Source organism: Proteus sp. PR00224 (assembly GCF_016238105.1).
GTDB lineage: Bacteria > Pseudomonadota > Gammaproteobacteria > Enterobacterales > Enterobacteriaceae > Proteus.
Map to the genome: position 1 here is coordinate 19345 of NZ_JAEHQU010000013.1, position 12713 is coordinate 32057.

Genomic DNA, 12713 nt, shown 5'->3' on the forward strand with positions numbered 1-12713 from the left:
AAACTCTTGAGCGAGAATAAGTGACATGACTAATTTAGCAAATATTAATGATATGAGCAATTCAGTTAAATCCATCCCAGCAATTATGCATAACGGAATACCTGTTGTGACGACTGAACTATTAGCTGAGTTATATGATACTAAAAGTAACAACATAAAAGTAAACCACTCCCGTAATGCAGGTCGCTTTATTGAGGGTAAGCATTACTTCAAAGTCATTGGAAATGCTCTAAAAAATTTGCGAGTTACTTTAAGTAACCTACAAATTTCACCCAAAGCGAGAAGTTTAATTCTGTGGACAGAAAGAGGTGCGGCTCGTCACGCGAAAATGTTAGATACAGATAAGGCATGGGATGTGTTCGAGTTAATGGAAGATCACTATTTTAATAAAGTGAAAAATGAAGTTGTTGTTAGCACGCGTCCAATAACCCAAAGGGAAAAAGACGCTCACAACATTAATGCTCTATTTAATCATTACGATGTTTTTTATTCAGCATGGAAGTCAGAAATATATCCAATGCTAAGACAACTTGAATCACCACTTGCTGGAAAGTTGGTTGATCGATTTCAAGATGGTTATGCGTTTCTGATGAATTTAAGGAGAGATATTAACGGGAGATTACAAGAAGGTGAATTACCAAGAATATGCATATAAAAACAGAAAAGCCAACAGGTGCGAACTGCTGGCTAATCCCAAACAAAACCAAAAAGGAAATGTTTCATGAGTGAGATCACTTTAACAAATAGTTTTAACACTGTCACGAACAAAACTATTGATACTCAGAAGTTATTATCAATGATTAACGTGGCTCGTAAGTCATGTGGTGAAAATCAAATTCGTAATAACGTATTGATTGAAAGAGTAAAAGACGAATTAGATGGCGAGACCTACAAAATTTTTGTAGGTCATAAAAACGGCGCTCAAATTGAAATAATTGAAATGAATATCAAACAAGCGCTTCGTGTAGCCGCTAGAGAATCAAAAGCTGTTCGCCGTGTTCTGGTTGATAAGCTGGAATCAATGCATGTAGCTTCTCAAAAAAGTGGCAAAAGCCAATCTGGCTTACCTGAATACCGCCAAGCAAGAACGCTGAAAATGTCGGTTGATGCCATTACTAACTTGTTCGACTTAATGCCGAACTTGAGTGATGAAGCAAAGCAATGTGCGGCGGCTAATATCGTCAATCCGATTGTTGGGTTTGAAGCGGTTCCTTTGCCAGCGCTTGAGCAAAAGTATTATACCGCTGGTGAAGTTGGCGAAATGCTTGAAGTATCTGCCAATAAAATTGGTCGAATGGCTAATAAGCACGGATTAAAAACAGAGGAATATGGGAAGTATTTCTTAGATAAATCAGCTTATTCTTCAAAACAGGTTGAAGCATTCAGGTATAACGACAATGGAGTTAAAGCATTACAACACGCTATCCATGGTGTTGAAGTAGCTTAAACACCCAAGCCAAGGACGGCTTGCTTGAGATCACACACCACGCCTCTTGATTGAGGCTTTTTGCTTTGTTTTTGTATTACCTTCAAGCTATCATAAATAGAATTAATAAAAACTTAACCTGAGAAATGAGAGTAAAAATGCAAAATGTGGATTACAATCTTTTAACGGAAAAACAAAAAAAAGCATTTAAAGCTTATAAAAATTCATCTGACATCATTTTTAACATGTCTTTCGCATACCACATTAATGAGATTTTGTTACACAATTGGGTAGTTCCTGTGGAGTATGAGGATTACTTGATTGGTCTTGATGAGTTATTTAATTTACATCAATTGGAAAGTAATGAAATTTTGCATCGAGCTTGTTTTGAGGATGTAGTTAAAAATTTCTTGGATAAAGAAGAAGGTATAAGCGTTTATCCAGCATTTATGTCAACATCAATTAGTGACAATAATTTATCTGAACATTTTGCGGGAAGCAGACCTAATATAGGCTTACCTTGTTATTTGAGAATTAATTGTAAAGCTGGGGCAAGGGCTATTTTGCTTGAAGATAATCCATCAGTCGTAGGTGAGTCAGAGGTACTTTTGCCTAGAGGTAGTTGTTTTAAATTATTAAATACTACAAAAATAACAGATCAAAAAGCAATAGAAAAACTGGCGGGATATCATGCTAAAAAATTTAACACCATTGTTATGTATGAACTTGAATTATTGTCGTAGCATTACGCTATATATTTATTTTTAGTGTTTATCTCTTTAATTTTATAAGTTGCGTTGGCTTATTGATAATTTTGTTGCTCCCATTTGCACCACAAACAGCTAAATTAATAACAAATTAACTAACGAGGATGGTGTTGTGAATTTAAAGCATGTTGGCGGGATATTATTAATAATTGGTATCGTGTCTATATTTTTAGGGCTAATGTCTTTTGTTAACACATCGAATTATAAGATAGCTGAACAAATGCCAAATATAACACTACTTGTGTTTGGCGGGTGCTTCTCATCATTAATAGGGGCTGTTTTCTTTGGTTGTGGATCAATTGTTGATGCGATTGAAGGAAAATCGATCTCATTAATAGAAAAAAGCAATATCTTAGATACACATTCTACTCAAGAAACAAATCACGAGAAAATAAAAGAAATCTTAAAAAGAAGGTAGTTTAAAAATAAACTAACCATAGAGGATGGTATTGTGAGAAAGATATTAGTTACACCACTCTGGGTATTATCTTCCTTATCTATTTTATTTAGCGCTGGTTCTATTGCTGCGGAAAATATAAAGATATCTGACATTGCAAAGGCTGCTTGTATTAACCATAAAGATAAAGAATCGTGCGAGGGTTTTGTTATCGCATCAATGGGGCATGCATTTGAACAGGGTAGAATTAGCATGGTTTGTGATTTGATGCGAGAGTCTGGAGAAAAAATATCAGAAGAACAAAAAGATAGATGCAGTGAAGCTAACGAGATGCTACGAGAAGTGCGAAGCTTTAAGTATTAACTTAATACAGTCATTAATCAAACTAACCCTGCCAATCGGCGGGGTTTTTCATTTTAAGGAGCCGGTAAATGGCAAATGTAGGCGAAATCGTTTATCAAGTTCAAATGGATGTTCAGCAATTACTCACATCTCAGCGTCAGTTAGAGCAACGCCTTAATCGTATGGATAGCAGTTTCAACCGAACGTCTCAGTCGATAAATAACACAGAGCGGTCAATACAGTCTCTATCCAAAGTTGCTGCGGCTCTTACTGGTTATTTATCGGCTTCAATGGTTGCTAGTTATTCTGAGGCATGGACTGAATTAAACAATAAGCTATCTAACTCAGTTCGTGCTAGCGAGTCACTCGTTGACGTGACTCAGCGAATCTTTGATATCTCACAAACAACGCGATCTAGTCTCGATGCCACAGCAACACTCTACGCACGATTAGAGCGAGGTACGAGAGAATACAATACATCGGCGGAGGATTTAGCAAAATTAACAACAATTATTAATCAGGGATTTATTGTCTCTGGTGCCACAGCGACAGAGGCTGAAAACGCCATCATTCAGTTATCACAGGGTATCGCCTCTGGTGTTCTCCGTGGTGAAGAATTTAACTCAGTAGCAGAACAGGGTAGTCGCTTAATGGTTGCATTGGCTGATTCACTAGGAGTAAGTATAGGTCAGCTTCGTAAAATGGCAGCAGAAGGTAAGTTAACCACTGACGTAGTTGTGAAAGGATTGCTTTCTCAAGGTGATGCTATCGCCAAAGAGTTCGCCAAAACCACTCGAACGATGTCACAGGCACTTCAAGAGGCTGGGAATAATGTCACTAAGTTTCTCGGTGAAAACACAACAGTAAAGGCGGGGCTTAGTGTATTTAGTGATGCCGTTACTACTGTTAGTAAAAATTTGGATGTAATGACGGATGTTCTTGCTTTGACTGCAATGACAATTGGTTCAAGGTTTGTTGGTGCATTATCTCTTGCTGGTGCTGCGCAATTAAAGAAAGCAAAAGATACAATAACAAGCACTATAGCAACAAGAAACTCGGCTAAAGCAGAGGTTCTTGCGGCAAAAGAGACCTTAACTAGAGTTCAGGCGGAAAAATCATTTGCTTTAACAACTCAACAATCATTATCGGCTCAGCTTTCAGCCGCTCAAACAGAGCAACAACGTTCGAGGATAAGAAATGAATTATCGGCAAATTTAGCAAGAATAGCAGCATTAACTAGGCAGGAAACTCTGGAAACAAATAGGTTAGCGACGGCTCAAGCAAGAGTTGCGGCAACCAGTGTTACTATGGCTGGCGCAATGAGAGCGCTCAATATTGCCACTGCTCCTTTAGGTGGTCCAATGGGAGCGCTAATGCTTGCTGGTGCTGCGATGTGTTATTTCTACCAAAAGACAGAGCAAGCCAAACAAGAAGCTCATGATTTTGCTGATAATGTAGAACAGTTAACGGATAAGTTAAAGGAGCTTTCATATCAAGAGATAGCGCGTGATGTTCAGGATGCATCTGATAAACAAAAAGTTCTAAATGCAGAAATGGAAGAGCAAGAAAAGCAACTCGCTAGGCTAGAGGCTAGATTAAGGATGCAGCAAGATGCTCTTGGTAATAATCCAGAGCTAATTGAAAGAAATACAATAAATATCCTAAGAGAAAAGATAGAGCTAGAAGGTGATTTAGCTGAAAATAGAAAAAAATCTGAAAATATCACTAGATATCTCGCAGATGCTCAGGATGAATATGATAAGAAACTAAAAGAAGCCATTGATTTGAGTGTTAAAAGTGCAACTACTCTTGATATTGAAAAATTTGCATTAGGTAGGCTTACTCAACAAATAAGGGAGGCAACAGGAGCGAAAGGTGAGTTTAATGCCACCCAGCTTGAAGTAAAATTGTCAGATAAAGCGTTAGATATGAGAAAGTCATTAGAGCGTGAGGCGAAATTAGCTAATGCTAAAAGTGAAGTTGATAAGAGATTACTGAAAGTTCAATTCTATGCGGAAGATAACAATTTATCAGAAAAAGAAGTTCTAATATTAAATCAGGCTGCAATTGCAGCTCAAAAAGCTCAAGATGCCGCCACCGAACGCAACAAAACAACCAAGGAATCAACCAAAGCCACAGATGCAGCATACGAAGCATTAAAACGCCAAAGAGAAGAAATTGAGCTTTTAAACAAAGGTTACAAAGAAGGCTCTCTTGAAATGGCTAAGTATGATGCGGTTAAGGCGTTGGGTGACAAAGCATCTCCCGAACAGATTAATTTAGCTGAGAAACTTGCAGAAGATAAATACAATATTGAACGTAATTTAGCTGATAAGAAAGCCGCACTTGAGCTTGATTTGGTCGCTAAGGCTAAAGAGTCTCACGATAAGAAATTGGCAGACTTAGAGCGGATAACAAAAGATGATGTGTCTCTCACTGAACAGGCTGCAAGGCGTAAAGCTGAAATTGAAGCAGAATATCAGCAAAAAATAGCCGAAATACGGGCTAATAACACTGTATCTCCCCAAGATAATTTAAAAGCACAAGTAGACCCTGTTCAGCAACTCAAAAACGAACACGAGCGTAAACTTGCGCTTATCCGCGAATTTGAGACTGAAAAAGGTGCTATCACTCAGCAAGGTTTGGCGTTAATGAATGCCGCTAATACTCAATATGAGCAAGACCGCATGAATGCTCAATGGGAGATATGGCGTAATCAGAGTCAAGCTAATCAATTCTTAGCTGATGGGTTGGACGCATTAGGGCAACGTTCCGCTAACGTAATTACAGGGCTATTAACAGGCACTCAATCCCTTAACGATGCTTTCCGCAATGTCGCATTAACCATTGTAGACCAAGCCGTTGGTGCTCTGGTTCAAATGGGTATGCAGCAAGTTAAGAATATGATTACTGAAAATGCTATGCGTAAAGCGTCAAATGCTCAAGCGGTTGCAGACGCAACGGCGACTGGAGGTGCAATCGCAACTGCAATGGCTCCAGCCGCAGCAACAACCAGTATTGCCACAATGGGTTCTGCTGCAACTTGGGGAATGGCTGCAATGGCGGCAGCAATACCCGCCATGATTGCGCTTGCTGGCGCTCGTAAAAATGGAGGACAGGTCGGTGCAGGTAAAATGTATCGGGTTGGAGAAGGTGGCAAGCCAGAGATATTCAAGGCATCGAATGGTAATCAATACATGATACCAAGCGATAGTGGGCGGGTTATCAGCAATCGACAAATGGGTAAAGGTGGTAACGGTGTCAGCATGGGGGATATGCACTTTACATTCCAAGTTCAGGCACCGAATGGTATCACTCAAAAGGAAGCGCAGCAGATACAGCAAATGGTGAGAGGTACGGTTTATGATGTGCTTGGCACCGAAATGCGTAGCGGTGGTGCTTTGGAAAAATCAAGAAGTTGGTAACGGCCACCCAAACAGGTGGCTTTTTTATTGGAGTAACCAATGGAAGAGTTTAAATGGCGACCAGAAACAGCTTATCAAGTGAGTCATGAGCCTAAGGTGAAGGTGGCTAAGTTTGGTAACGGTTATGAACAACGAGTTAAAGACGGGATCAACAACCAATTAAAGACTTATCAACTTTCATTTATTAAACATGCTGATATTGGGAAGCAGATTAATGAATTTCTTAAGGCTCGTGGTGCGGTTGAGTCATTCTTATGGCTAACCAGTGATGATAATTCTAAACGTAAGTTTGTCTGCCGAGGCTGGCAGGTAACACCACGTAAATCATCATGGCAGATAGACTGTACATTTGAGGAGGTTATCGCATGAGAGAGATACCTCAAGCGATGCGCATAGATGTTGCAGACTTACAACAAAATGCAATGTTAGATCTATATGAGGTCGATTTAAGCCGTTTTGGTGGTGATGTTTACCGGTTTCATGACGGCATGAATGGGTTATTAAAACCTATCATCTGGCAAGGTTTACGCTATGAGCCTTATCCTGTTCAAGTTACAGGATTTAGTGTAACTGCGCAGGGGGCATCAGATAGACCTAAAATGACATTCGCTAACTTTGACGGGATGTTAACTGCTATTAACAACGACTACGATGATGCGCTAGGCGCTATCGTTACTCGCAGGCAGGTTTTAGAGCAATATCTTGATGCTGTTAATTTTCCCAACGGAAACCTACAAGCAGATCCAACAAGAGAAGTTGTTCAGAAGTATGTTATCGAGCAACGGGAAAGCTCAGATTCTGATTTTGTGACTTACATATTAGCACTTCCAATGGAAACCGATAATGCGCTGATACCTAGACGGATGATTCAGGCTGATATTTGCTCATGGCGATACCGAAGCAATGACTGTGGGTATGACGGCTCGCCTGTTGCAGATGAAAAAGACCAGCCAACAACTGATCCCCTTAAAGATAAATGCTCTCATAAATACAGTGGGTGCAAACTCAGATTTAAATCTGTCATGCCATTCGGCGGGTTTTTAGGTTCAAATAAATTAGGTTAATCCATGATTGAGAAAGACATTATCGCTCACGCGAAAGCGGAAGGAGTGAGGGAGTCGTGCGGTTTAATTTCTGGCGACAAGTATTTCCCTTGCGGGAATATACACCCCGACCCACAAAACTATTTTGAAATAAACCCAAACGATTGGATGACGGCAGAGTGTTATTCAGACATCAAAGCTATTGTACATAGTCACCCAGACGGAAAGCCTTTCTTGAGTTCTGGCGATAGAGCAATGCAAAGGAAGACAAATCTACCGTGGTGGTTGGTATGTGATGGTGTGATCCACAAGTTCAGACCAATAGCACCACTATTAGGAAGAGAGTTTAAGCATGGTGAGCAGGACTGTTATTCCATTATACGCGACGCCTATCACCTTTCAGGCATTCAGTTAGATGATTTTATTCGCCCTGATGAATGGTGGTACACAGAGCAAAATCTCTATTTAGATAACACAGTTAAACAGGGTTTCTATCAAGTTGATGAAGCTCAAGAAGGCGACATGATATTGATTTGTTTAGGCACCTCAAAACCTTGCCATGCCGCTTTGTACTTAGGAAATCAAGAGATATTGCATCACAGGCCAGACAGATTGAGTAAGCGAGATACTTACGGTGGTTACTGGTTTAAATACACTCACAGCATCTGGAGACATAAACAATGGTCAAATTACAGTTTGCAGGCTATTTGCGCCGATTTGGACGCCGGTTCGAGCTTGAGGTAAGCAATGCCGGTGAAGCCTTGCGCTGTCTTTGCTATCAAATTGATGGGCTGAAAAAAGAGATTAATCAAGGGCAGTTTCGTGTTCGTATCGCAGGTAATGATATGACCAAGGAGAGCATTTCTGCGGGATTAAATACACCATTAAGTGAAGGTGATGTTATTACGATTGTTCCTGTCATTGGTGGTGCTAAATCTGGTGGTTGGCTAGGCATTATTGGTGGAGCGGCGTTAATTGGTGCATCTTTTTTAATACCGGGTGGATTTTTAGCAACAATGACATCGACGGCATTATTTGCTGCTGGTGTTGGAGTGGCCGCAGCGGGATTGGCAACGATGTTAACCAAAACACCTCCGGCACCGAGCATAGAGGGGCGAAACTCTGAAAGTAACCAGTATTTTAGTTCACTCTCAAATAGAGTCGGACAAGGCTATTCCGTTCCTATCTGTTATGGCGAGATGGTCGTGGGTTCCAATGTAATATCACAAGGTTTGGAGACTGTTTAATGGGGAAAGGTGGTGGCGGAGGAAGCACTCCGAGATTGCTTGATGACAACTTAAAAAATAAACAATTTCTTAATGTCATTGATTTGGTTTCCGAAGGGCCAATAGAAGGCCCTGTTGGTGGTATGTCAGGCTTTTTATTGAATGGTACGCCTGTTGTAGATGAAGATGGCAATCCGAATATTCATGGGGTTGAGGTTCAATGGCGTGCGGGAACACCGACACAAGCGCCTTTAGATGGTTTTCCTTTTGTAGAGAAAGAAATACCCGTTAATGTTGAGGTGAAAAAAAATACGCCAATCTTGCGCACTATTTCCGATCAGGAAACTGACCGCGTTAGATTTACTTTGGGTGTCTCTGCCCTTGTTGGTCAAGATGATAAGGGAAATCAGTACGATGCTACGGTGGAAATGCTTATTGAAGTTAATGAGGGATCTGGTTGGGTACATGCAGAAACAGCAAGAATAACCGGTAAAATTAGCGGTCAATATTTAGAATCATATATCATCGATGCGCCTAAGAAAAAACCATTTCAAATCAGGGTTTCTCGTACAACTGAAGACAGTAAGAGTGATTTGCTGAAGAATGGCACAGTATGGGCGAGTTACACAGAAATAACTGACGCTAAATTTTCTTATCCTAATTCTGCTGTTGTCGGGATGAAAATTGATAAATCCCAATACGGTGATACGCCCAATCGCACCTATCATATAAAAGGAATGATTATCCAAGTTCCTGATAACTATGATCCAGAAACGCGCACTTACACAGGGATTTGGACGGGCCGCTTCAAGCCTGCATGGACTAATAATCCCGCATGGATTTTTTACGATTTAGTCACCAATGAACGATACGGTATAGGAGAGATGATCGGTTCGTTTGACGTTGATAAATTCGCGCTATATGCCATTGCTCGTTACTGTGATGAATTGGTTGATGATGGATTTGGCAACAAAGAGCCGCGTTTTACTTTCAATGCCTATATAACCTCTCAACGAAAAGCCAAAGAAGTGCTTGATGACTTGGCGTCTGTATTTCGCGGTATGCCTTTATGGGATGGACAACAATTAACGTGTTTTCAAGACAGGCCATCCGATCCAGTATGGACGTATACAAATTCAAACGTTATTGATGGCAAATTTAAATATACATCAACAGCGAAATCAGCACGACACAATGCTATTGAAGTGTCATGGGTAAATCCGAGTAATGGATGGAGTGAAGAAAGAGAATTTATCCAAGATGATGACCTTATTCAGCGATTCGGCGGTGTAAATGTCAAAAAAGTCACCGCTTTTGGCTGTACTAGTCGTGGGCAGGCTTACAGAGTGGGTAAATGGATATTACAAACAGAAAAGTTGGAGAAAGATAGCGTTACCTTCACAACTGGACGCGAGGGGATCAACTGTATCTCTGGCGATATTATTGAAGTTGCAGATGACAGTTTTGCAGGGGTGAAGGTAGGAGGACGAGTTTTATCAGTTAATGCTCGTACTATTATTATCGATGCGCCTATTGAGTGGAAATATGATGATAAAGGCACTTTCTCATTTTTAGGGGCAACAGGTAAGTTCGTAAAAATAGAAATTCAATCTATCGATGGTGATATTGTTACTTTGCGTGAAAATCCACATGGATTGAAGCAGTATGGTGTATTTTCCATTTCAAAGAGCACGTTAACGACCAGATTATTTAGGGTAATTTCCATTTCGGAAGATAATGATGGAAATTACTTATACAACTGTATTCAGCATGAGCCTCAAAAGGAAAGCATTGTTGATAGCGGTGTTGATTTTACTGGAAATCCTCCAACACAGAATGTTGTTCGTATTCCTAACATAGAACGCCTTTCTATCGCTTATGTTAATGATAGCCCTCGAGTTCAGGCTAGAGCTATGTGGGCAACAACAACTATCAATAGGAATATCTCATTTAATGTTACTCTTTATAAAGGCAAGAAAGTTGTTTCCTCCGGAAGTACCACAGATCTTGAATACTACTTCAATGGCCTTGAATCTGGCGAATATCTTGTTGGTGTGCGAGGTAAAGATGCTAATGGAATGCTTGGTAACGAAACAAAAGTGCAGATGGTCATTGGCGCACCAAGCGCACCGAGTTCAATAACCGTTGAGTCTGGTTTTTTTGAAATAAAACTGATCCCTCACATCTCTGCACCACACACTCTAAATACTGAGTTTGAGTTCTGGTTTTCTGATGAAAACAAGATAGATAATATCAATGAGATAGAGTCAAAGGCTGATTTTTTAGGTAGAGCTAAATTCTGGACTAAAGGACAGCTAAAGGCAGGTCATGATTACTGGTTTTATGTGAGAAGTGTCAATGAGTACGGTAAATCTCATTTTGTGGAGATGAAAGGTCAGGCTGATGATAATACCGAAGCTATCCTCGATGAATTAGCGGGTCAAATTAGTCGAGATCAACTCGCGCAAGACCTATTGGGTGAAATTAACAGTAAAGCTAACCAAATCGATATTACTGAATTACATGAGTTAATGAGGATAAATCACGACAAGCTTTTAGAAGAGTCAATGAGGCAAGGTGCGACGATTGAAGAAAGTGAAAAAAAACGGGAGGAATCAGAAAAATTACTGGCTGAGCGGATGAACCAAGTTTCAACGGCAACAGAAGCACAGGCCGCAGCAATCAAACAAGAGCAACAAGCGCGTATTGATGCGGATAAAACTGAAGCGCAACAACGGCAATCTTTAGCGACACAACTTCGTGGTGATTATACTGGCAATGATTTATCGAAAGTCACCGCAGGACTTATCTCCGCGGAGAAGCAAGCGCGAGTTACAGGTGACCAAGCGGAAGCGAAAGCCAGACAGTCATTGGAAACACGGATGAATGGGAATGTTTCCGCGATTAATAAATCACTAGAAACCCTCACCTCGAAACAGCAAGCACAAACGCAAGAGATTTCAACGCTCAATTCAAATTTGAAAGGGAAAGCCGATAGCAGTGCGGTCAATGCGTTAAATATGCGAGTATCTAATATTGATGGCAAAGTGACGTCCGCAACCTCTCAGGTGCAAACGTTATCCAGCAAATTAGATAAAGTGAAAGCTGATTTAACGGGATCTGTGGTGGTGGATTTGGATTTATCAAAACTCAATGAAAACATCTATTATCCGGTTATTTTGCCTTTAGTGACCTCTCGTCGTTATGCCTTTAAGGTCTTTAGAACCTTAGGACAATATTCAGACAATAAACCTAGCTATGCGACGCACAGCACCAAAGGCTTTGCCATGATTGTGGAATGGCAAGTCAGTGGTTCTGGATGGGGAACACAGTCTGAAAACCGCATCATTGATAATTTTGATTGGCGATGGACAAATCAATCTCCTGTGATGGGACCCGCTCAATTAATAAATGGTTCTGTGGAATATATTTATTTGCGAGGAGGCGCTAAATACCAACTCACTAAGCATAAAAGTGTTAACCATCAAATCATTACCAGCACTTATACCAATAACAAACAATCAGTAGCACCAAAAGGGTTTGTGGCGAATGAAGTACCTAAGTCCAGCGAACAGAAAGCCAATGCAACGGCGAATGCGGTAAGCCAACTCGAAACCAAAGTGACCGAGGTTTCAGGAAAGGTGACCTCGACCGCCCAACAAGTGACTCGTTTAGAAAGCCAAGTGGGTGCAAGTTCAGCCAAAATCGAACAAACTTCGAAAGTGGTCACAGACATAAATGGCAAAATTTCGGCATCATGGACAATGAAAGTCCAGCAGGATAGCAAAGGGAATAAAGTCATTACTGGCATTGGCTTAGGGTTTAATGCACAAGGAAATAGCCAATTTCTGGTCAATGCCCAAAACTTTGCGGTGATATCGTCATTAAATGGCAAAGTGGTGACGCCTTTTGTTATTCAAAATGGACAAGCTTTTTTCAATGATGCGTTATTTAGCAAGGCAACCATTGATAAATTATCAGTAGGTAAAAAAATCACATCCACCAATTATTTAGCCGGCAAGAAAGGATTTAATATTGATGCCACAACAGGGAATGTGGAATTAAATGATGCGGTATTTCGTGGACG

11 protein-coding genes are annotated in these 12713 nt (G+C 40.4%); all 11 read left to right on the forward strand.

The window, feature by feature from the left end; all coding sequences use genetic code 11:
* Window positions 1-25: 25 nt before the first annotated feature.
* Window positions 26-655, forward strand: coding sequence for an ORF6N domain-containing protein (locus JEP71_RS17625; protein WP_432277993.1), 630 nt, complete (start codon window positions 26-28; stop codon window positions 653-655).
* A gap of 66 nt (window positions 656-721) precedes the next feature.
* Window positions 722-1447 (forward strand): hypothetical protein, encoded by a 726-nt coding sequence (locus JEP71_RS16625; RefSeq protein WP_098943636.1) that lies wholly within the window; start codon window positions 722-724, stop codon window positions 1445-1447.
* A 137-nt stretch (window positions 1448-1584) separates the two neighbouring features.
* Window positions 1585-2169, forward strand: coding sequence for an ADP-ribosyltransferase (locus JEP71_RS16630; protein ID WP_160230143.1), 585 nt, complete (start codon window positions 1585-1587; stop codon window positions 2167-2169).
* A 136-nt stretch (window positions 2170-2305) separates the two neighbouring features.
* Entirely contained in the window at window positions 2306-2611 is a 306-nt protein-coding gene (locus JEP71_RS16635; protein ID WP_098943632.1) for a hypothetical protein, read from the forward strand.
* A 33-nt stretch (window positions 2612-2644) separates the two neighbouring features.
* Entirely contained in the window at window positions 2645-2953 is a 309-nt protein-coding gene (locus tag JEP71_RS16640; RefSeq protein WP_098943630.1) for a hypothetical protein, read from the forward strand.
* Between the two features lie 68 nt (window positions 2954-3021).
* Window positions 3022-6357, forward strand: coding sequence for a tape measure protein (locus JEP71_RS16645; protein WP_198626623.1), 3336 nt, complete (start codon window positions 3022-3024; stop codon window positions 6355-6357).
* 39 nt (window positions 6358-6396) lie between these two features.
* Window positions 6397-6726: a phage tail protein gene (locus JEP71_RS16650; RefSeq protein ID WP_089503235.1), complete on the forward strand. Its 330-nt coding sequence runs from the start codon at window positions 6397-6399 to the stop codon at window positions 6724-6726.
* Window positions 6723-7421: a phage minor tail protein L gene (locus JEP71_RS16655; RefSeq protein ID WP_098943626.1), complete on the forward strand. Its 699-nt coding sequence runs from the start codon at window positions 6723-6725 to the stop codon at window positions 7419-7421. The genes JEP71_RS16650 and JEP71_RS16655 overlap by 4 nt, the downstream gene beginning before the upstream one ends.
* A 3-nt stretch (window positions 7422-7424) precedes the next feature.
* Window positions 7425-8144: a C40 family peptidase gene (locus JEP71_RS16660; RefSeq protein WP_098943624.1), complete on the forward strand. Its 720-nt coding sequence runs from the start codon at window positions 7425-7427 to the stop codon at window positions 8142-8144.
* Window positions 8081-8647, forward strand: coding sequence for a tail assembly protein (locus JEP71_RS16665; protein ID WP_098943622.1), 567 nt, complete (start codon window positions 8081-8083; stop codon window positions 8645-8647). Before JEP71_RS16660 ends, JEP71_RS16665 begins: the two co-directional genes overlap by 64 nt.
* On the forward strand, window positions 8647-12713 hold a 4067-nt coding region (gene gpJ / locus JEP71_RS16670; protein ID WP_198626624.1), incomplete at its 3' end, for a TipJ family phage tail tip protein. The genes JEP71_RS16665 and gpJ, both read left to right, overlap by 1 nt.

Excerpts from the sequence above, each read along its gene's own strand:
- JEP71_RS16650 (WP_089503235.1), top strand. The coding sequence starts at position 6,397 with ATGGAAGAGTTTAAATGGCGACCAGAAACAGCTTATCAAGTGAGTCAT.
- JEP71_RS17625 (WP_432277993.1), top strand. The coding sequence starts at position 26 with ATGACTAATTTAGCAAATATTAATGATATGAGCAATTCAGTTAAATCC.
- JEP71_RS16630 (WP_160230143.1), top strand. The coding sequence starts at position 1,585 with ATGCAAAATGTGGATTACAATCTTTTAACGGAAAAACAAAAAAAAGCA.
- JEP71_RS16645 (WP_198626623.1), top strand. The coding sequence starts at position 3,022 with ATGGCAAATGTAGGCGAAATCGTTTATCAAGTTCAAATGGATGTTCAG.
- JEP71_RS16625 (WP_098943636.1), top strand. The coding sequence starts at position 722 with ATGAGTGAGATCACTTTAACAAATAGTTTTAACACTGTCACGAACAAA.
- JEP71_RS16655 (WP_098943626.1), top strand. The coding sequence starts at position 6,723 with ATGAGAGAGATACCTCAAGCGATGCGCATAGATGTTGCAGACTTACAA.
- JEP71_RS16660 (WP_098943624.1), top strand. The coding sequence starts at position 7,425 with ATGATTGAGAAAGACATTATCGCTCACGCGAAAGCGGAAGGAGTGAGG.
- JEP71_RS16665 (WP_098943622.1), top strand. The coding sequence starts at position 8,081 with ATGGTCAAATTACAGTTTGCAGGCTATTTGCGCCGATTTGGACGCCGG.